Origin of the sequence: Anoxybacillus flavithermus (assembly GCF_002742685.1) — a bacterium.
Lineage (GTDB): Bacteria > Bacillota > Bacilli > Bacillales > Anoxybacillaceae > Anoxybacillus > Anoxybacillus flavithermus_E.
Genome location: NZ_PEDM01000011.1, coordinates 48,251 through 66,399, shown reverse-complemented (window position 1 = coordinate 66,399; position 18,149 = coordinate 48,251). Strand labels below are relative to the sequence as shown.

Here is an 18,149-nt window from a genome sequence, read left to right as displayed (position 1 = left end):
ACTGTAAATACAGCTTGTTGTACCGTCAACATGCGATTCACCTCCTTGTCTATCAATATTCACATCATAGACAGGAAAAGCAAAAAATATTCAGCTCACTTTATGATGTGGCTGAATAGTTACGAATGATCGATAGTAATTTTTTGTTTGTAATACTCATTCCCACTATAGTCAATAACACTAATAACGACAAAATCTAATTTACGCAAGCAATCAATCTCTTTAAAGAAGTCTAAATATACTTTATACGCATACGGAAACTGTATTAAGCTATATTTATGATGTTGGAAAAATACAGCGATAATCAAGTCTTTTGTTATTTCAAGCTCGTACTCTTCATTCAATATAATTACAGCATATGGTGAAATTAACGACATTTTCACTTTATCAATGTGTAACATAGAGCAACACTTACCTTTTTATTTTATCTGCGCTGACTATTCATCATGGATGTCGCCTTCTTTCCGGCTTCGCTAATTCGTTGTATTTCATTTTTGACGTACTGAATAACCGCATTCGTGCCTTTTTTTACCCCTCCAATAACTTTATCATCTACTGAATACATATTGTTCGCTATTTCTGTCACGATCACAGCCGCAGCTCCACACTTATGAGATGTCGCTTCACTCATTCCTGACTTTTTACATACTTTATAACCAGCCCCGTAAGCAACACCATCCGTCATTATTTTACCGACTAGCAACTTTGTTGTTGCATCCACTACATTCAAAAAAATCATCCCCCTCAACATCTTTTATATTACATAATACGTATATATTGTAAAAAAAAGACAGTCAATACATTTCACATTTTTTTCACTTTAAATCGAGTAGGAGGAGGTGATTAACCATACCCCTCGAGTTTAGTGGTTAAGCATCGATGTATCCATACACCATGTTTGTGATCATTAGCCGAAGAAAAAGAATACCACATGTTTTAAGCATGCCAAATAACCCTCTTTGAGAGGGTTATTTGCAGACTGTTGAAAAAATGCACTTTGCAAAATTGGATGTAAAATATACGTCTCTACATCGTATTCAACCATTCTTCCAAAAACAAAAATAAAAAGAAGCCCAAAGAAAAAACGAAAACTCATCCACCATCACCTTTGATTTACTCATTCACTTCTTGCAGTTGTTCGTTTAGACGTTCGAAAAATAAGTCGGCTTTGCGTTCTTCTTCTTGTTCGTCCCATTCTGGAAGAGGCGGAAGTTCGTCTAACGTCTTTAAGCCAAAGTAGTCTAAAAACTCTTTCGTCGTCCCATATAAAATCGGGCGACCTGTTCCTTCTGCGCGACCGACTTCTTTAATTAACGCTTTTCCTAATAGGGTTTGAAGCGGTTTATCGCTTTTAACACCGCGAATATGTTCAATTTCTGCACGCGTAATTGGTTGGCGGTATGCAATGATCGCTAACGTTTCAAGCGCAGCTTGTGATAACGATGACGTTGTCGGCGATTCAACAAGCTTTTGCAAATATGGCGCGCATTGTTTTTTCGTCACAAGCTGAAGCATTCCTGCCATCTCGACGACCATAATGCCACGCTCCGCTACGTCATACATATGCTTTAATTGTTGCACAAGTTCATATACACGTTCTTCTTGAATATCAAGCACATCAGCCAGTTGCTTGTATGTTAATCCTTCTTCTCCGGCAGCAAACAATAGCGCTTCCATTATCGCTAGTTCATTCACATCGATCACCTTTTCGTCGAATATATAAATCAGCAAAATTATTTTCTTGCTCAACAATAATTTCATCTCGCTTAATTAATTCAAGCAAAGCTAAAAACGTCACGACAATTTGCTCGCGATCGTCATACGGAAATAAATCGTAAAAGTTCATTCGCTCTCCATGTTTTAATATGTGTAAAATTTCTTCCATCCGTCGTCCGATCGGAATTTCTTGACGCGCTACTTTCGTATGAAGCGGTTTTTGTAGTTTTTTCCGCCTTAACAATTTCGCGAGCGCCCCAAGCATATCATACAAATCAACATCGAGCGCAAGCGGTGCACCGTTTGACGCATAAGCCGTTAAATCGCTCGGTGGCTTCGTAAATAAAAGCGCGCGTTCTTCTTCACGCTCGCGCAACTGTTTCGCTGCTTCTTTAAACTTTTTATATTCGATTAACTGTTGCATTAATTGTTCACGCGGGTCTTCTTCAATAAAAAATTCATCATCCTCAAGCGTTTCTTCATGTTTTGGCAACAACATTTTACTTTTCATTTCAATAAGCGTTGCCGCCATTACTAAATATTCGCTTGCGACATCAAGCTGCAATTCTTTCATCGCATGAATGTAAGCCATATATTGCTCTGTAATTTGTGCGACAGGAATATCGTAAATATCAATTTCATAGCGATGAAGTAAATGCAGCAATAAATCAAGCGGCCCTTCAAATTGATCTAATTTCACATGATAATGCACATTGATCCCACCTTTATTCATAAGTAATAGTATAATACAGGTAAGCATATGAAAAAAGGGGGCTTTCGCTTGTATCCGAAGGCATATATCGAATATTTACTTCATTTTCACGCCACGCGCGACTATTTTGAATGCCATGAAGTACTAGAAGAATATTGGAAACAAACAGGCGAACATGTATGGGTCGGCTTCATTCAGCTCGCGGTTGGGATGTATCATTATCGTCGAGGAAATATGATCGGAGCAAAACGAATGTTTACAAAAGCATTAAACGCATGTGAAAGAGAAAAGCAAGCATATGAAGCATTAGGTATACATGCGGAGCAACTTATTGCGCTTATTCATACATATGTAGAGCGAATCAATCATGGACAACCGTATGAAAGTATTTGTCTTCCAATTAACGATGTTTCTTTGTTGCATATATGTCAACAACAATGCGATCAAAAAGGGCTTGTATGGGGAGAAAAAAGCGATATGACAAACGAATATACGATTCATAAACATAAGTTGCGTGATCGAAGTGATGTCGTTGCTGAACGTGAGCGACAAAAGCAAAAAAGACAGGGACGTTGATCCCTGTCATTGTTCGCATTTATCCAAAAATGGAGCGGTCATGTCATTGGCACATAACGACTTATTTGGATACAATTCTTTTAACGCTTTCACCATTTTCTTTCCAATTCCTTGATGGCGATGGGACGGATTGACGCTAATATGTTGCACTTCAACCGCATGTTCACGCACAATGGCGCCGATAATGCCAATAAAATCTTCTTCTTCCTTCCATAAAAACAGTTGCCAATCGTCGTTCGTTTCATAGTTTTTCATCGTTTGTTGCAACTGCTTTAAGTCTTTTTCATTTGGCATAAACGACAAAAGACCCATCGCAATTTTCTCATAGTTTTTTCGATAGCGAACTAGCATATGAATCCCTCATTATCGACAAGACTTATTGTTTACTCGCTATTGCTATTATAAACGGTCTTGTCGCTTTTTTAAACATTTTTTAAGAAAATGTGCGCATGACATTCGCCATTTCAATGGCGCTGAGCGCTGCTTCCCATCCTTTATTTCCTGCTTTTGTCCCAGCGCGTTCAATCGCTTGCTCAATCGTATCTGTCGTCAACACGCCAAAAATAACCGGAACACCTGAAGAAAGAGCGGCGTGCGATGTTCCTTTCGCTACTTCATTGCATACGTAATCGTAATGGCTCGTCGCTCCACGAATGACGGCACCAAGTGTAATGACAGCGTCGTATTTTTTCGACTCCGCCATTTTTTTTGCGACAAGCGGAATTTCAAATGCACCTGGCACCCACGCAACATCAATATGTTGGTCCTCTACTCCGTGCCGTTTTAATCCATCAAGCGCTCCACCAAGCAATTTGCTTGTAATAAATTCGTTAAATCGCGCAACAACAATGCCAATCTTTAATCCTGTTCCGACTAAATTTCCTTCGTATACGTTCATTTTTTCTCCTCCTTAAAAATGCAACATATGTCCTAGTTTTTCGTATTTTGTGCGCAAATAGCGCTCATTATGGCGTTTGGCTGGCATTTGTAGCGGCACACGCTCTACCACTTCTAAGCCGTATCCTTTCAATCCGGTAATTTTCCGCGGATTGTTCGTCAACAAACGCATTTTTGTCACACCTAAATCTTTTAAAATTTGCGCACCAATTCCGTAATCGCGCAAGTCTGGCGCAAAGCCTAATTTTTCGTTCGCTTCCACCGTATCGTATCCTTGTTCTTGCAGTTTATAGGCACGCAATTTATTTAACAAGCCGATGCCGCGTCCTTCTTGACGCATGTATAGCAATACTCCGCGTCCTTCTTCTTCGATTTGCGCTAGAGCAGCATGAAGTTGCGGACCGCAGTCGCAACGGTGAGAGCCGAATACATCGCCTGTCAAACATTCGGAATGAACGCGCACGAGCACAGGTTCATCAGGAATGATTTCACCTTTCACGATGGCGATATGTTCTTTCCCATCTAACGTATTTGAATATCCGATCACTTTAAATTCACCAAAATCGGTTGGCAACGTAATTTCGACTTCGCGTTTGACGAGCTTTTCTTTTCGATTGCGGTAGGCGATTAAATCTTTAATCGTAATCATTTTCATATCGAATTGTTCCGCGATTTTCTTTAAATCTGGCACGCGCGCCATCGTTCCGTCATCTTTTATAATTTCACAAATGACACCGGCTGGCTTTGCCCCGCAAAGACGGGCTAAATCGACCGCAGCTTCCGTATGTCCGGCGCGACGCAATACCCCACCTTTTTTCGCAACAAGCGGAAAAATATGACCCGGTCGTTTAAAATCGCTTGCTTTCGCTTCAGGATTGAGCATTTCTTGAATGGTCAGCGAGCGTTCAAATGCGCTAATGCCTGTCGTCGTTGCTTTATGGTCAATGCTCACAGTAAAAGCCGTACCATGCGTATCTGTATTATGGTTAACCATTGGCGCTAAATCGAGCCGATCAGCCAGTTCTTCGGTAATCGGGACACACACGAGACCACGACCGTGTGTAATCATAAAGTTAATCACTTCTGGTGTCGCTTTTTCTGCAAGTGCTACAAAATCCCCTTCGTTTTCACGATCTTCATCATCGCAAACGATAATAATTTTTCCTTGCATTAAATCGTAGATGGCTTCTTCAATAGTATGGAACATCGCACTCACTCCTTATATCCGTGCTCTTGCAAAAATTGCATCGTCAATCCTTCACGTTTCCCGCTAACGAACTGTTCAACATATTTACTAATCATGTCACATTCAATATTGACAATATCCCCAACTTTTTTGGCACCTAAAATCGTCGCTTCACGCGTATGCGGAATGAGCGAAATCGTAAACGTTCGATCCGTTAAACCGAAAATCGTTAAACTTGTGCCGTCAACAGCTACAGAACCTTTTAAAATCATATATTTACGCAAATGGCTCGGCACTTCGATGTCATAGTACACAGCGTTTGCGACAGGCTGTTTACGAACGATGCGTCCGATGCCATCGACATGCCCCGAAACGAAATGTCCACCAAAACGACCGTTTGCTGCCATCGCTCGCTCTAAATTGACTTTCGCTCCTACTGTAAGCGTGCGAAGCGATGTTGCTCGCACCGTTTCAGGCATGACATCGACGGTAAAAAAGCGATCTGTAAATGACGTCACTGTTAAACAAACGCCGTTGACTGCAATGCTGTCACCGAGCTGTACGTCTTGTAACACTTTTTGTGCTCCGATCGTAAAGACGATCGCTTTCCCTGTTTGTTTCATTTGTTGAATCGTGCCGATTTCTTCAATAATTCCTGTAAACATCCCGATCATCCTTTAGCAACGATTTTTATATCTGGTCCGATCCTTTCGACATGTTTCACTTGTAAACGAAGCACCTCTATCATTCGTCCAAATCCTTCTCCACCGATGGCAGAAGGAGCTTCATTCCCCCCAATTAATGTGGGGGCGATATATGCCAACACTTGTTGAACGGAACGAGAACGTAAAAAACTACCGTGCACTTGCGCTCCACCTTCAACAAATATGGACATGACGTTTCGTTTGCCGAGCTCAAGTAAAAGAGACGGAACATCAATTTTATTTTCATTCATACGAATGATTTGTACACCTGCCTGTTCATACGGCTCTATTTGTTCTTCTGTGACGTGATGGCCGACGACGATCCATGTCGGAGCCATCTTGTCTGTCACAACGTTCGCATAAGGCGGTGTGCGCAAATGTGTATCAAGTACAACACGAATCGGTTGTTTTCCTTCGTGATCGAAACGAACAGTCAAGCTCGGATTATCCGCTAAAATCGTGCCGACACCGACAACGATCGCATCGTGCATCCGTCGCTCACGATGCACGTCACACCGTGCTTCTTCCGACGTAATCCACTTGCTTTCCCCTGTTTTTGTTGCAATTTTTCCATCTAAACTCATCGCATACTTTAGCGTCACATATGGCATTTTCGTTGAAATATAATGAAAAAACATTTCGTTTAACGCATCCGCTTCTTCTTTCAATACGCCGACGGTAACATCGATGCCCGCGCGTTTCAATTTTTCAATGCCTTTTCCTGCAACGAGTGGATTCGGGTCCGTCGTCGCCACAACGACGCGCTTTACCTTTTTTTCAATTAATAAATCGGCACAAGGAGGGGTTCTACCGTAATGACTGCACGGTTCAAGCGTCACATAAACCGTCGCTCCTTCCGCTTTCTCCCCCGCCATGCGCAACGCATGTACTTCCGCATGCGGTTCCCCTGCTTTCAAGTGCGCCCCAAAGCCGACAATTTCACCTTGTTTTACAACAACTGCACCAACGAGCGGGTTTGGCGATGTTTGTCCACGTGCTGATTCTGCCAATTGTAACGCCAAGCGCATATATCGTTCGTCCATATCGCACCACCTTTCCAGTATGAATAAAAAACCCTAGGAACGACGTCCTAGGGCAAGATGTATGTAAAGATCGCCTTTTTTGCATAGCAAAAATAACCCATCGCCAAGCTTATTTTTTCCAATAAGTGACGTGAGTTTTTGGCAATCCTTCTCCCATCCAGACTATACTGTCGGCTCCGGAATTGCACCGGATCATGCCTTAACGGCTCGCGGGCTGAGAAACATCTGTTTCATTACCGCCGGTCGGGAATTTCACCCTGCCCCGAAGGATGCGTTTATTCCATTTTTATTCATTATAGCACAATAAAACGAAATGTCTATGATTTTGCAATAACTAGCCAGTACAATGCTCCCCAAACGAAACTAACGAGTAAAAGGATGAAAAATAATACCCAGTTTTTTTTCATCGCTTCATCGTCCCTTTTATTGTTCGTCCCACACCTTTACTTCTTTCATGACATCACCATTTTTCATCGCCTTTACAACATCCATTCCAGCGGTGACTTGACCGAATACGGTATGCACACCGTCTAAATGCGGCTGTGGTTCATGACAAATAAAAAATTGGCAACTTCCTGTATCACGACCGCGATGTGCCATCGACATCGCCCCTTCGATATGTTTATGTGGATTGTTGTCCGTTTCGCACGGAATCGTATAGCCTGCATCGCCTGTTCCATTTCCAATCGGACAGCCACCTTGGCTTACAAATCGCTTAATGACGCGATGAAACGTCAACCCGTTATAAAATCCTTCATTCGCTAATTTTTCGAAATTCGCAACCGTTGTTGGCGCTTCATTTGGGAATAGTTCAAACTCCACTTTTCCGCCGTTTTCCATTAAGATATATCCTTTTTTCTTCATGAAACTTTTCCACCTTTCTATCGTAAAAACAAATGTAGCTTCATTTTACTACATTTTGCTTCTATGTTCACGCAAATGTTTGTACAATAGTACAGAAAGAGATTGAAGGAGGGAGAGGACAGTTAAATAATTTTTGTAATTATTTACAAAAATCTCTACATAAATAATAAATTTTCATGGTATTACTTATGTAGAGAGGTGACTGAAATATTACAGCATTGGCGAATTCGCCAAGCTTATCGGAAAAAGCCAACAAACGTTAAGAAATTGGGATAAAACAGAAGAACGAGAACTTGTCGAGGATTTGGTGCAAATGCTCACCGTTTTCAGTTGCAAACTTCAAGGGAAAAGAGCCAATCGAGCCAAGAAGATGATAAAGGAGTGGCTTGAAGATGATTCGGTCGATCAAAGTGAGGTTAGAGCCGAACAACAAGCAACGAACAAAATTATTTGGATCGGCAGGTGTGGCTCGCTGGGCATACAATTGGACGCTTGAACAACAAGAAAACAACAATAAAAGCGGTGGCAAATTCATCAAAGACGGGGATTTACGAAAAAAGCTCACCGCTTTAAAACAAAACGACCCTAATTATCAATGGCTATACGATTATTCCAACAACATCACCAAACAAGCCATTAAAGATGCGTGCAAAGCATACAAAGACTTTTTTAAAGGAAAAACAAAAAAGCCAAGATTCAAAAGCAAAAAGAGAAGCAAGCCATCGTTCTACCAAGACACAGAAAAAATCAAATTTAGTGATACACATGTGTATATCGAAAAAGTCGGATGGGTACGTCTATCCGAACGAGGGAAAATTCCAACGAATACAAAGTATTACAACCCGCGCGTCACGTTTGACGGTGTTTACTGGTATGTGTCCGTAGCATATGACGTTCCAAAACCATCTGTCGCATTAAACAGCCATACGCTAGGAATCGACGTGGGAATAAAAGATTTGGCTGTTTGTTCAGACGGTCGGGTATTCCCAAACATAAACAAAACGAAAGAAATCAAAAAGCTAGAAAAGCGTTTGCGTCGGTTGCAGCGCAAATGCTCAAGAAAGTATGAAATGAACAAAATTCAAGAAAAAGGAGGTGCAGTCCGTTACGTCAAAACACGCAACATTGCAAAACTCGAAAGACAGATGCAGAGCATACGCATTCGGTTGGAATATAAACGCACGGACTATGAAAATAAGGTAGTCAACGAGTTGGTGAGAACCAAGCCTTCTCGAATCGTCATGGAGCATTTACATGTTCGCGGGATGATGAAAAACGGCCATCTATCCAAATCGATTCAACAACAACGGTTGTACACGTTGAAACAAAAAATCAAACACAAATGCGAATGGTACGGGATCGAGTTTGTCGAAGCCGATCGGTGGTATCCATCAACAAAGATGTGTCATTCGTGCGGATATATTCAACCGAAAATAAAGCTATCAGACCGCGTATTTCGATGCGAGCATTGCGGGATGGAAATGGACAGAGATTGGAATGCAAGTATCAACCTTTCAACATATCCTGCATAGCTGTTTGTACCGTGAGTTACACGGGAAGTCAAGCCTTCGGAGCGCCAAACAAACGAGAGTAGCTTCGGCAAAATCGGGCGCGATGAACAAGGAAGCAAACAGAAATGTCTACAAGGTTCTTGTAGAGTTTTGTAAGTTTTGCGTAACGGTTATGAAATGAAGAAGTGGTTTACGATATTTATTTTATTATTGTTTATGATTCCATCGGTTAGTTTCGCTGATGCGATTGAAGGAGACGTCATTATTACGCTCGGGGAAAATTTAACAGAACAGCAAAAGCAACAAATATTAAAAGAAATGAATGCACCTGAAAACGCTGAAATCATTACAGTCACAAATGCAGAGGAGCATAAATATCTCGGCGATATTATTCCGAAGGGACAAATTGGAACGAAAGCCATTTCGTCATCAAAAATTACGATTGGAGCACCAGGTTCAGGTCTGCAAGTCGAAACAAATAACATTAACTGGGTAACAAAAGAAATGTATATGAACGCCCTAATTACGGCAGGAGTGAAAGATGCAGTTATTTACATTACTGCACCGTTTCCTGTATCCGGAACAGCTGCGTTAACAGGGTTAATGAGAGCGTACGAACTTTCATCGAATGAAACGATCCCTGATGAAGTGAAAAAAGTAGCGAACGAAGAAATGGTGAAAACGGCACAGCTTGGCGAATCCATCGGAAACGATCAAGCGGTCGCGCTGCTTGCGAAAATTAAAGAAGAAATAGCGAAAAATCCACCGCAAACAGATGCGGATATGCGTGCACTCATTGAACGGATCGCTCAAGAACTTGGCATTACGCTAACAGAAGACGAAATAAACAGCTTGCTTTCTTTGTTCAATAAAATGAAAAACGTGAACATCGACTGGAATCAAGTAAACGAACAGCTCGCTCAAGCGAAAGACAAGCTATCTGCTTTTTTACAAACGGAAGAAGGGCGAACGTTTATTCAACGCATCGTCGATCTCTTGCGTGAAATATGGAACGCCCTTCGCGGAGCATTTGGGGCGTAACGCCTACTTATGAACGAGCAATAACCGAGGTAACGACCTCGGTTATTTTTTTACACTTGCCTTTAATGGCAAATCAAGTCGAATTAAATCTTCATACGTTTCGCGTTTCACGACAAGCGTTGCCTCGCCATCTTCAACAAATACGACCGCTGGACGCGGAATGCGATTGTAATTATTCGCCATCGCATAACCGTAAGCACCAGTACAAAAAACAGCTAAATAATCGCCCGGTTGCGCTTTCGGAAGCGGCAAGTCCCAGATGAGCATGTCTCCTGACTCACAACATTTCCCAGCGATCGCTACCACTTCTTCACAATGTTCATGCATGCGGTTAGCTAACACCGCTTCGTATTTTGCCTCATATAGCGCAGGACGAATATTGTCGCTCATTCCACCATCTACGGCAACATATTGACGAACATTTGGCACTTCTTTACGGGAACCGATCGTATAAATCGTTGTCCCTGCATCTCCAACAAGCGAGCGACCTGGTTCGATCCAAATTTCAGGAAAAGGTAGATCAAATGATGCGACATTTCGTTTCACTTCTTCAATAATTTGTTCGACATATTGTTCCGGTGCAAGCGGATCATCTTCTTTCGTGTAACGAATGCCAAAACCGCCGCCAAGATTGACAACTTGTGCAGTAAAACGGTACGTATCACGCCACGTAGCAAGTTTCTCAAATAGCTTTTTCGCTGCAAGAACAAAACCTGTCGCATCAAAAATTTGTGAACCGATATGACAATGAATGCCTAGCACATGAAGATGGGAAGAAGCGAGCGCACGCTGTAATGCTTCATCGGCTTGTCCGTTATGCAAATCGAATCCAAATTTCGAATCTTCTTGACCTGTTAAAATGTAGTCGTGTGTATGTGCCTCAATGCCTGGTGTGACACGTAATAAAATAGGCATCGTATATTCATGCGCACAGCAAAGCTGTTGCAGTAGCTGTAATTCATAAAAATTATCGACGACAACACAACCGATTTTCGCTTCAATTGCCATTTGTAACTCTTCTTCGCTTTTATTGTTGCCATGGAAATGAATGCGTTCGACCGGAAATCCAACAGCTAATGCGGTGTACAGCTCACCACCGGAAACGACATCGAGAGATAATCCTTCTTGTTCCATCAATTGCACGATGGCCATTGTCGAAAACGCTTTGCTTGCATACGCCACTTGCGCACGTACACGATGTTTATCAAACATTCGCTTAAACGCTCGCGCACGCTCACGAATGAGAGCAACATCATAAACGTAAAGCGGGGTTCCGTATGTACGAGCTAATTCAATGGTATCCACACCGCCAATTTCTAAATGTCCCCGGTCATTTATTCGCATCGTTCCGTGCATAATTATACATCCTCCTGATGATTCGAAAATAATTAAAGAAAACGTACCATAAATTTTGGTACGTTTCAACCTTTTTATGTCGATTGTTTTTGTTTATTTTGCGGATGTACGATGCTCGGGCGAATCGATGAACCAGCTACAGATCGACGCACGATAATTTGCATAAACGCCCCTGGATCAAATGGGATAAACGGCCATAAATATGGGGTATTTAACGAGCGAATATTGGCAAGGAAAAGTAAAAACACCGTAACGCCTATCATAAACCCAGGAACACCAAACACCGCAATGACCACTAAAAATAAAAGACGGAAAATTTTATTCGCAATACTTAATTCATAACTTGGTGTCGCAAAAGAACCGATCGCAGCGACAGATACGTATAAAATCACTTCTGGTACAAACAGTCCAACATCAATGGCAATTTGCCCAATTAACGCTGCTGCAATTAAGCCCATCGCTGTGGACAGCGGTGTTGGGGTATGAATCGCGGCCATACGCAAAAACTCAATACCAATATCAGCAATGAGAAGTTGCACAAAAATCGGGATATTTGTTTTTTCATTCGGACCGATATACGATAATTTCTCTGGTAATAACGACGGGTCAAGGACAAATACGAACCAAAGCGGAAGTAAGAAAAGGGAAGCAAAAATACCTAAAAACCGTACCCATCGTACGAACGTCCCTACTGCTGGCGATTGCCGATATTCTTCCGCATGTTGAACGTGATGGAAATACGTTGTTGGCGTAATAATGACGCTCGGTGACGTATCGACCATAATGATCACATGCCCTTCTAATAAATGTGTGGCAGCGACGTCAGGTCTCTCTGTATAACGAACGAGCGGGTACGGGTTGTATCCTTGTTTCACTAAAAATTCTTCAATTGTTTTATCTGCCATTGTTAACCCATCAATTTTAATTTCGTTTAATTCCTTCTTAATGAGCTCAACAAGTCCCGGATCGGCCACGTCTTGAATATATGCGATACAAATGTCCGTTTTTGACCGTTCGCCAACTTGCATCATTTCAAAGCGAAGACGCTCATCTCTAATACGTCGGCGAGTAAGTGCTGTATTGACGACAATATTTTCAACATACCCATCGCGCGCCCCGCGCACTACTTTTTCTGTATCCGGTTCTTCAGGAGAACGCCCTGGATAACTGCGTACATCGACAGCAAACGCTTTTGTCTCCCCATCAATAAACAATAAAATTAACCCTGTCAATAAAAAGTCGACCGCTTCATCTAAACTTTTTACTGGATTCACTTGCTGATGGACGAGACGATTTTTAATAATTTCAGGAAGCTTGGTCGGTTGTCGCTCGCGATCATTCACCTGAACGAGCATTTCAAGCAGTTCAATAATATATTGTGTATCACAAAGTCCATTGCAATAATATAAATGGACATCTGTTTTTAAAATGTGCAATTTGCGAACACCTAAATCGAAGCTCGTGCCAACGCCGATCGCATCTTTGAAAAACTGCTCGTTTTCACTCAACTTCGGAGAAATCGGTGTGTAACTTTCTGTTTTCATCGCGTTTGCTCCTTTCGAGAATATATTCAATCGCTTTGCGTGTAATCGGGCAACCGTTGCGAATATCATCACGACGTCTCATTTTTCCGATATCGCCAATTCCAACAACAATCGGGATATTTAATTCATCTAAACAATATACCGTATCTCCATTGATTCGACCGAACTCCCATTCACGAATACCTTCTTTATCAACACCGTATGTTGTGAAATGACCATCATAATCGATACAAAGATGTACTTTTGTCCATTCCTGGTTGTTCGTATCAGATGCAACCGCAATCGCTCCTAGCACATCAATTTGTTCGTGTGTCGCAACATAACGAAGTGCTTGCTCCCCCGCTCCTTCGCCGATAATGCCACTATCATCAAACATGACAAAAACAGGGTCATACGGCGTCTGCAAAATAAGATCAACAAGCTGTTTCCCTGTGAGACGAGATGGATTGCCTTGCGATTGGCTAATGCAACGAGCACCAAGTTGTTTTGCAAGCTTCTCGAGTGCACGTTGCACATGTTGATCACCATCTGTCACTAAAATGACTTTTCTTTTTTTCATTCGATCCTTCCTCTCGGTCTACAAACGATCGCGGTCATCCATGCGACAAAAAGCGGAAATGAAATAAAAAAGATGACATTTGTAAAGTCCCCCGTTTTTACCGCTTGTATACAAGAAGCGCCAACGTGAACAAGTGTCGCTTCTATCCCTGCATGGGCAAATGACTGGATAGAATGATATACACCGACCGATTCGAGCGCTATACCAATGAATACAAATATCGTCATCATGCGAATAAACGACCACTTCCTTAGCAACAACTGTCCAATTAGTGCCAATGTACCACCGATGACAAATACGTATACGTATGTTTCCATTTTTACGTCACCGCTTCAATGGCAATCGCATGTGCGATCGCTGGAATTGTTTGATGTTGTTTCACCATCGTACTATTAAACAATGCTCCTGTCGCTACAACGAGCATCGTCTTTATTTTTTTCTCTCTCATTTTCTTAAGGAAATAACTATACGTCACAACAGCACAACATGCACATCCGCTCCCCCCCGCAAACGCTTGTTGTTCCGCATCGTAAATGAGCACACCACAATCATCATATCGCTCGCTTAAGTTCATACCCGCGTCATAGCATAACGACTTCAATTCACTACTTCCGACTTTTCCTAAATCCCCTGTGATAATCACATCATACGCTTCGCTCGAAAGTCCACAGTCCATCAAATGCTGCCTAATCGTCGCAAACGCCGCCGGCGCCATCGCTCGTCCCATGTCGAGTGGATCCGTCACCCCACTATCGACGACCCGACCAATCGTTGCGGCGCGAATGCGAAAAGGGGAACGTGTCGTACTTAATAGTGCTGCCGCTCCCCCTGTCACCGTCCACGATGCACTTCCCCCTTTTTGAACACCGATTGTCGTCGGGAAACGAAACTGTCGCTCGGCTGCACCGTAGTGACTACTTGTTGCAACTAACACACGATGAGCAAATGCGCCATCAATAAACGTACTAGCCACGAGCATCGCTTCCGTAATCGTTGAACAAGCGCTAAATACTCCTAAAAAAGGAATGTCTAATTCACTTGCAACATAATTTGCAGTAATCGTTTGATTCAGTAAATCCCCCGCAATAAATAAGTCAATGTCTTTTGTTTGTACGTTTCCGTTTGTTAAACAAATCGTAATCGCTTCTTTCATCAACCGCCGTTCTGCGAGCTCCCAACTTTGTTCCTCGCAATATAAATCGTCATAAGCTCGATCAAATGTTGGACCGAGTGGACCTTCAAGCTCTTTCGGGCCGACAACCGTGCCGACCGATTCGATATAAATATTAGTATCAAACATAATCGTTTGTTCCCCTACTTTTTTCATCTAAACCCCCCCCTCACAAAAATAAAGTTGCAACATACGATGCTACAACTAACGTGACAATGATGCTCCCCCCAACAGAAAGCATATGTTCTGCTGCTCCTTCATTCCGATACTCAAGGGCACTAGCGCTCCATATGTTTGCTAAACTCATCATTGGCACGATCATCCCCGCCCCTGCAAATTGCGTCAATCGGCGATAAAATCGGGTTGGCGTAAATATCGCAGCGCATACGATGAGCGTACCATTCATCCAGCGAACGGCTCCTGCTTCATCCATCTGGAACCATATGCTGTACATATCGATAAGCGCTTGTCCAATGACAGCAATAAAACCTCCGAACAAAAATGCTTTTCCCATCTGTTTCACTCCTATTGATTCACGAAATATATCCAATGAAAAAGAGAACCTGCTACTTTACCAAGTACCATTGCCATGAGTAAAACGACAATTTGTTCGTCAATGCCGAGCCGTTTAGCTAAAATCGGAAAAACATTTAACACTTCCGTTAATGCTGCTGCAAGCATGCCAACAAATACACCGCTAAACAACCCAATAGCGCTTGCCAAAATAGGAGGAAAAGAAAAAAGAGGATCGCGCAAGCTCATCCAGCTACTTACCACTGCCCCAAGTACAACGCCCCATTCGTACGTTGCAATCCATTTCATTGTTTTAGTTAATTGTGTTAAGCGCGGGATGACGCCAAGAACAGTTAAAAATGCGACAAAACCAGAACCGACAGCTAATCCCCCTGCTAATCCGACAAATGCTACAATGAATTCACGAATCATCGTCCATTCGCCTCATCGCCTCTTTATTTTCATGCATAATGACATATTGATCGAGCGATTGTTGGTATTGAAACATTTCAACTTCAAGCGGGCTCGGCTCTTCATTAATTCGTTTTTTGAAAAAATGGTTAAAAAATAAAATCATACCAATCCCCAATCCGAGTGAATACGGAATTTGAAACCATAACGGTTTGTCTACTTCTTTTCCTGTGATTACCCGATACAGCCGTTGTTGTACTTGTTGCATGCTCACATCTTCGTGAAAATTCATAATCGCAAGCCCCGATCCGATAAATAAAAGAAGCCAAACGATTGGAACATATAAATAGCCCCATCGTTTTTTTTCATAAACGACTTCAACGATCGTTTGTGACGGTCCGAGCGACTGAATATCATCATGCGGCGCAACGGCCATTAATGCTTTCATCACATGCATCACGTCGATAATGACAATGTTACGATCTTTCTTTTGCACTGTATAAATAGGAGTTTTTACAATATCATCGATGCGTTTGTTTGCGACGACTTGTGCTACATCTCCTACCCGAATCGTTGCGTTCGGTTGTACTTGAATGCGATGACGCATTTTCAAAAAAATCGTTTCTTTCATACTGACACCTTGCTTCCATCTTTGTATTCGTAGTATGACATATGACCGTTCTCTATATGCATAAGAAAAGCCCGAACAGACTTATTCGTCCATTCGAGCTTTCATTTGTTGCAATATTTTTTTCTCTAAACGAGACACTTGCACTTGAGAGATGCCTAATCTAGCTGCCACTTCTGATTGGGTTTGGTCTTTATAATAGCGCAAGTAGACGATGAGCCGTTCACGTTCATCTAGCTCTTCCATTGCCTTTTTCAATGCAATTTTGTCAAACCAAACATCTTGCTCGTCCGCAATTTGATCGAGCAGCGTAATCGGATCACCATCGTTTTCGTACACCGTTTCATGAATGGACGTCGGTGAACGGACAGCTTCTTGCGCTAGTACAACATCCTCAGGTGAAATTTGCAAAAACTGTGCGATTTCATTCACCGTTGGAACACGACCGTTTTGTTTCGATAATTCGTCTTTTGCTTTTCTAATTTTATTGCCAATTTCTTTTAATGAACGACTCACTTTGACAGACCCATCATCGCGAATGAATCGTTGAATTTCCCCAAGAATCATTGGTACCGCATACGTTGAAAACTTGACATCGTAAGATAAATCAAACTTATCGACCGATTTCATTAAACCGATACAACCGATTTGAAACAAATCTTCAGGTTCGTATCCGCGGTTTAAAAACCGCTGCACGACCGACCAGACAAGCCGCATATTTTTTTCGATAATCTCATCGCGCGCCTGCTGATCGCCTTGCTGGCTTCTTCGAATCAACTCTTTGATTTCATGATCTTTGACAGCTTGTACCTCGACATCCATAGGCACGTCTCCCTTAATTGCATAGCGCTTTGCTTTTCGTTAAATGCTTAATCAACTCCACCGTTGTTCCTTCATTCACTTTGGAATAAATGTTCACTTCATCCATAAAGTTTTCCATGATTGTAAATCCCATACCAGAACGCTCAAGCTCCGGCTTTGTCGTAAATAACGGTTGTCGCGCTTCTTCCACGTTTTCAATTCCTTTTCCGTGATCACGAATCGTTAAATGAACGGTATGCCCTTCAATGATGACAGAAATATAGACAACACCGTTTGGATCATTTTCATAGCCATGAATAATCGCATTCGTTACTGCTTCAGATACAACCGTTTTAATTTCCGTTAACTCATCGAGCGTTGGGTCAAGTTGCGCTACAAATGCTGCAACCGTCACACGAGCAAATGATTCATTTTGGCTGAGGGCGGAAAATTGAAGGTGCATTTCATTTCTCATTTACGCCACCCCCAACGTTTGTAATGCATATTGTTCATTCACTTCTAAACGAATAATTTTGAACAACCCTGACATATCAAATAAGCGTTTAATTGATGGAGAAACTGAACAAACAACCATCTCTCCACCCATACGTTGTATTTGTTTATATCTTCCTAAAATAACACCTAATCCTGAGCTATCCATGAACGTTAACTCATTCAAATTTAAAACGATTGCTTTAATCCGTTCGCGTTCTAATACATCAGTGACAGCTGCGCGCAACTGTTCAGCTGTATGATGATCTAGTTCGCCAGCTAATCGAACAAGCAATACGTGTTGTTTCACTTCTAACTGAATCGATAAACTCACTATCGTTTCCCCCTTATCCGTTTAGGTTAAGGAAGAATTCGATTTGTTTATGCGTCAATCCTTCTTACTGACAAAACTAGTCGTCATTCG

Annotated in this window: 24 protein-coding genes, 1 pseudogene and 1 riboswitch; of the genes and pseudogenes, 4 read left to right on the top strand and 21 right to left on the bottom strand. The window is 42.0% G+C overall.

All coding sequences use genetic code 11. From position 1 onward, the window contains the following. Nucleotides 1–119 precede the first annotated feature (119 nt). The 4 genes from CS060_RS07145 to CS060_RS07125 form a co-directional block, all read right to left on the bottom strand. Nucleotides 120–401 (bottom strand): hypothetical protein, encoded by a 282-nt coding sequence (locus tag CS060_RS07145; protein WP_035050130.1) that lies wholly within the window; start codon nucleotides 399–401, stop codon nucleotides 120–122. 23 nt (nucleotides 402–424) lie between these two features. Continuing rightward, nucleotides 425–730 carry a hypothetical protein gene (locus tag CS060_RS07140; RefSeq protein WP_035050127.1) on the bottom strand — a complete coding sequence of 102 codons (306 nt, stop codon included), beginning with the start codon at nucleotides 728–730 and terminating at the stop codon, nucleotides 425–427. Between the two features lie 383 nt (nucleotides 731–1,113). Continuing rightward, nucleotides 1,114–1,677 (bottom strand): SMC-Scp complex subunit ScpB, encoded by a 564-nt coding sequence (scpB, locus tag CS060_RS07130; protein WP_231563727.1) that lies wholly within the window; start codon nucleotides 1,675–1,677, stop codon nucleotides 1,114–1,116. Nucleotides 1,678–1,687: 10 nt separating this feature from the next. Continuing rightward, nucleotides 1,688–2,428, bottom strand: coding sequence for a segregation/condensation protein A (locus CS060_RS07125; RefSeq protein ID WP_231563726.1), 741 nt, complete (start codon nucleotides 2,426–2,428; stop codon nucleotides 1,688–1,690). A gap of 69 nt (nucleotides 2,429–2,497) precedes the next feature. On the opposite strand from CS060_RS07125, the gene CS060_RS07120 reads away from it, so the two are divergent. Next, nucleotides 2,498–3,004, top strand: coding sequence for a DUF309 domain-containing protein (locus CS060_RS07120; RefSeq protein WP_035050137.1), 507 nt, complete (start codon nucleotides 2,498–2,500; stop codon nucleotides 3,002–3,004). Between the two features lie 6 nt (nucleotides 3,005–3,010). Here the strand turns inward: CS060_RS07120 and CS060_RS07115 are convergent, their stop codons facing one another. The 6 genes from CS060_RS07115 to CS060_RS07090 all read right to left on the bottom strand — a co-directional run bounded on the left by CS060_RS07115 (nucleotide 3,011) and on the right by CS060_RS07090 (nucleotide 7,698). Next, nucleotides 3,011–3,355, bottom strand: coding sequence for a GNAT family N-acetyltransferase (locus CS060_RS07115; protein WP_035050124.1), 345 nt, complete (start codon nucleotides 3,353–3,355; stop codon nucleotides 3,011–3,013). A gap of 82 nt (nucleotides 3,356–3,437) precedes the next feature. Then, nucleotides 3,438–3,902 (bottom strand): 6,7-dimethyl-8-ribityllumazine synthase, encoded by a 465-nt coding sequence (gene ribH / locus CS060_RS07110; protein ID WP_035050117.1) that lies wholly within the window; start codon nucleotides 3,900–3,902, stop codon nucleotides 3,438–3,440. 12 nt (nucleotides 3,903–3,914) lie between these two features. After that, nucleotides 3,915–5,108, bottom strand: coding sequence for a bifunctional 3,4-dihydroxy-2-butanone-4-phosphate synthase/GTP cyclohydrolase II (locus CS060_RS07105; RefSeq protein WP_035050115.1), 1,194 nt, complete (start codon nucleotides 5,106–5,108; stop codon nucleotides 3,915–3,917). A gap of 5 nt (nucleotides 5,109–5,113) precedes the next feature. Next, the gene (ribE, locus tag CS060_RS07100) at nucleotides 5,114–5,752 is read right to left on the bottom strand and encodes a riboflavin synthase (protein WP_035050135.1); all 639 of its coding nucleotides are present in this window, start codon (nucleotides 5,750–5,752) and stop codon (nucleotides 5,114–5,116) included. A 5-nt stretch (nucleotides 5,753–5,757) separates the two neighbouring features. Beyond that, a complete protein-coding gene (ribD, locus tag CS060_RS07095) occupies nucleotides 5,758–6,834 on the bottom strand; it encodes a bifunctional diaminohydroxyphosphoribosylaminopyrimidine deaminase/5-amino-6-(5-phosphoribosylamino)uracil reductase RibD (protein ID WP_035050112.1) in 1,077 nt (358 codons plus the stop codon). A 141-nt stretch (nucleotides 6,835–6,975) separates the two neighbouring features. Further along, nucleotides 6,976–7,108: riboswitch (FMN riboswitch) on the bottom strand. 149 nt (nucleotides 7,109–7,257) lie between these two features. Continuing rightward, nucleotides 7,258–7,698, bottom strand: a complete 441-nt coding sequence (locus CS060_RS07090) for a peptidylprolyl isomerase (RefSeq protein ID WP_035050110.1) — start codon at nucleotides 7,696–7,698, stop codon at nucleotides 7,258–7,260. A gap of 271 nt (nucleotides 7,699–7,969) precedes the next feature. Here CS060_RS07090 and CS060_RS14425 point away from each other — a divergent pair. The 3 genes and pseudogenes from CS060_RS14425 to CS060_RS07070 all read left to right on the top strand — a co-directional run. Beyond that, nucleotides 7,970–8,194 (top strand): annotated as a pseudogene (locus CS060_RS14425) (hypothetical protein); the annotation flags it as partial. Further along, nucleotides 8,091–9,230 carry an RNA-guided endonuclease InsQ/TnpB family protein gene (locus CS060_RS07075; RefSeq protein ID WP_035050106.1) on the top strand — a complete coding sequence of 380 codons (1,140 nt, stop codon included), beginning with the start codon at nucleotides 8,091–8,093 and terminating at the stop codon, nucleotides 9,228–9,230. The pseudogene CS060_RS14425 and the gene CS060_RS07075, both read left to right, overlap by 104 nt. Nucleotides 9,231–9,386: 156 nt before the next feature. Further along, complete coding sequence (locus tag CS060_RS07070; protein WP_035050132.1) at nucleotides 9,387–10,250, top strand: DUF1002 domain-containing protein; 864 nt, start codon at nucleotides 9,387–9,389, stop codon at nucleotides 10,248–10,250. A 42-nt stretch (nucleotides 10,251–10,292) separates the two neighbouring features. Here the strand turns inward: CS060_RS07070 and lysA are convergent, their stop codons facing one another. The 11 genes from lysA to spoIIAA form a co-directional block, all read right to left on the bottom strand. Then, nucleotides 10,293–11,612, bottom strand: a complete 1,320-nt coding sequence (lysA, locus tag CS060_RS07065; protein WP_099668816.1) for a diaminopimelate decarboxylase — start codon at nucleotides 11,610–11,612, stop codon at nucleotides 10,293–10,295. Between the two features lie 68 nt (nucleotides 11,613–11,680). Further along, complete coding sequence (locus CS060_RS07060) at nucleotides 11,681–13,150, bottom strand: spore germination protein (RefSeq protein ID WP_035050103.1); 1,470 nt, start codon at nucleotides 13,148–13,150, stop codon at nucleotides 11,681–11,683. Beyond that, nucleotides 13,107–13,709 (bottom strand): stage V sporulation protein SpoVABEA, encoded by a 603-nt coding sequence (gene spoVAEA, locus CS060_RS07055; protein ID WP_035050101.1) that lies wholly within the window; start codon nucleotides 13,707–13,709, stop codon nucleotides 13,107–13,109. The genes CS060_RS07060 and spoVAEA overlap by 44 nt, the downstream gene beginning before the upstream one ends. Beyond that, nucleotides 13,706–14,026 (bottom strand): SpoVA/SpoVAEb family sporulation membrane protein, encoded by a 321-nt coding sequence (locus CS060_RS07050; RefSeq protein WP_035050100.1) that lies wholly within the window; start codon nucleotides 14,024–14,026, stop codon nucleotides 13,706–13,708. Before CS060_RS07050 ends, spoVAEA begins: the two co-directional genes overlap by 4 nt. 2 nt (nucleotides 14,027–14,028) lie before the next feature. Beyond that, entirely contained in the window at nucleotides 14,029–15,036 is a 1,008-nt protein-coding gene (gene spoVAD, locus CS060_RS07045; protein WP_035050099.1) for a stage V sporulation protein AD, read from the bottom strand. A gap of 13 nt (nucleotides 15,037–15,049) precedes the next feature. Beyond that, complete coding sequence (locus tag CS060_RS07040; RefSeq protein ID WP_035050097.1) at nucleotides 15,050–15,394, bottom strand: SpoVA/SpoVAEb family sporulation membrane protein; 345 nt, start codon at nucleotides 15,392–15,394, stop codon at nucleotides 15,050–15,052. An 11-nt stretch (nucleotides 15,395–15,405) separates the two neighbouring features. Continuing rightward, nucleotides 15,406–15,825 (bottom strand): stage V sporulation protein AB, encoded by a 420-nt coding sequence (locus CS060_RS07035; RefSeq protein ID WP_035050095.1) that lies wholly within the window; start codon nucleotides 15,823–15,825, stop codon nucleotides 15,406–15,408. After that, nucleotides 15,815–16,435, bottom strand: coding sequence for a stage V sporulation protein AA (locus tag CS060_RS07030; protein WP_035050094.1), 621 nt, complete (start codon nucleotides 16,433–16,435; stop codon nucleotides 15,815–15,817). Before CS060_RS07030 ends, CS060_RS07035 begins: the two co-directional genes overlap by 11 nt. 81 nt (nucleotides 16,436–16,516) lie before the next feature. Next, on the bottom strand, nucleotides 16,517–17,254 hold the full coding sequence (gene sigF / locus CS060_RS07025; RefSeq protein ID WP_004889712.1) for an RNA polymerase sporulation sigma factor SigF: 738 nt from the start codon (nucleotides 17,252–17,254) through the stop codon (nucleotides 16,517–16,519). 13 nt (nucleotides 17,255–17,267) lie between these two features. Next, nucleotides 17,268–17,708, bottom strand: a complete 441-nt coding sequence (gene spoIIAB / locus CS060_RS07020) for an anti-sigma F factor (protein WP_035050092.1) — start codon at nucleotides 17,706–17,708, stop codon at nucleotides 17,268–17,270. Continuing rightward, on the bottom strand, nucleotides 17,709–18,059 hold the full coding sequence (gene spoIIAA / locus CS060_RS07015) for an anti-sigma F factor antagonist (protein WP_035050090.1): 351 nt from the start codon (nucleotides 18,057–18,059) through the stop codon (nucleotides 17,709–17,711). Nucleotides 18,060–18,149: the final 90 nt, after the last annotated feature.

What these genes read in the sequence shown, in the direction of transcription:
- CS060_RS07070 (WP_035050132.1), top strand. Translation starts at nt 9,387, where the DNA reads ATGAAGAAGTGGTTTACGATATTTATTTTATTATTGTTTATGATTCCA.
- CS060_RS07060 (WP_035050103.1), bottom strand. Translation starts at nt 13,150, where the DNA reads ATGAAAACAGAAAGTTACACACCGATTTCTCCGAAGTTGAGTGAAAAC.
- CS060_RS07030 (WP_035050094.1), bottom strand. Translation starts at nt 16,435, where the DNA reads ATGAAAGAAACGATTTTTTTGAAAATGCGTCATCGCATTCAAGTACAA.
- spoIIAB (WP_035050092.1), bottom strand. Translation starts at nt 17,708, where the DNA reads ATGAGAAATGAAATGCACCTTCAATTTTCCGCCCTCAGCCAAAATGAA.
- sigF (WP_004889712.1), bottom strand. Translation starts at nt 17,254, where the DNA reads ATGGATGTCGAGGTACAAGCTGTCAAAGATCATGAAATCAAAGAGTTG.
- spoVAD (WP_035050099.1), bottom strand. Translation starts at nt 15,036, where the DNA reads ATGAAAAAAGTAGGGGAACAAACGATTATGTTTGATACTAATATTTAT.
- CS060_RS07050 (WP_035050100.1), bottom strand. Translation starts at nt 14,026, where the DNA reads ATGGAAACATACGTATACGTATTTGTCATCGGTGGTACATTGGCACTA.
- scpB (WP_231563727.1), bottom strand. Translation starts at nt 1,677, where the DNA reads ATGGAAGCGCTATTGTTTGCTGCCGGAGAAGAAGGATTAACATACAAG.
- CS060_RS07075 (WP_035050106.1), top strand. Translation starts at nt 8,091, where the DNA reads ATGATTCGGTCGATCAAAGTGAGGTTAGAGCCGAACAACAAGCAACGA.
- CS060_RS07105 (WP_035050115.1), bottom strand. Translation starts at nt 5,108, where the DNA reads ATGTTCCATACTATTGAAGAAGCCATCTACGATTTAATGCAAGGAAAA.
- CS060_RS07040 (WP_035050097.1), bottom strand. Translation starts at nt 15,394, where the DNA reads ATGGGAAAAGCATTTTTGTTCGGAGGTTTTATTGCTGTCATTGGACAA.
- ribH (WP_035050117.1), bottom strand. Translation starts at nt 3,902, where the DNA reads ATGAACGTATACGAAGGAAATTTAGTCGGAACAGGATTAAAGATTGGC.
- CS060_RS07145 (WP_035050130.1), bottom strand. Translation starts at nt 401, where the DNA reads ATGTTACACATTGATAAAGTGAAAATGTCGTTAATTTCACCATATGCT.
- spoVAEA (WP_035050101.1), bottom strand. Translation starts at nt 13,709, where the DNA reads ATGAAAAAAAGAAAAGTCATTTTAGTGACAGATGGTGATCAACATGTG.
- CS060_RS07035 (WP_035050095.1), bottom strand. Translation starts at nt 15,825, where the DNA reads ATGATTCGTGAATTCATTGTAGCATTTGTCGGATTAGCAGGGGGATTA.
- CS060_RS07090 (WP_035050110.1), bottom strand. Translation starts at nt 7,698, where the DNA reads ATGAAGAAAAAAGGATATATCTTAATGGAAAACGGCGGAAAAGTGGAG.
- ribD (WP_035050112.1), bottom strand. Translation starts at nt 6,834, where the DNA reads ATGGACGAACGATATATGCGCTTGGCGTTACAATTGGCAGAATCAGCA.
- ribE (WP_035050135.1), bottom strand. Translation starts at nt 5,752, where the DNA reads ATGTTTACAGGAATTATTGAAGAAATCGGCACGATTCAACAAATGAAA.
- CS060_RS07115 (WP_035050124.1), bottom strand. Translation starts at nt 3,355, where the DNA reads ATGCTAGTTCGCTATCGAAAAAACTATGAGAAAATTGCGATGGGTCTT.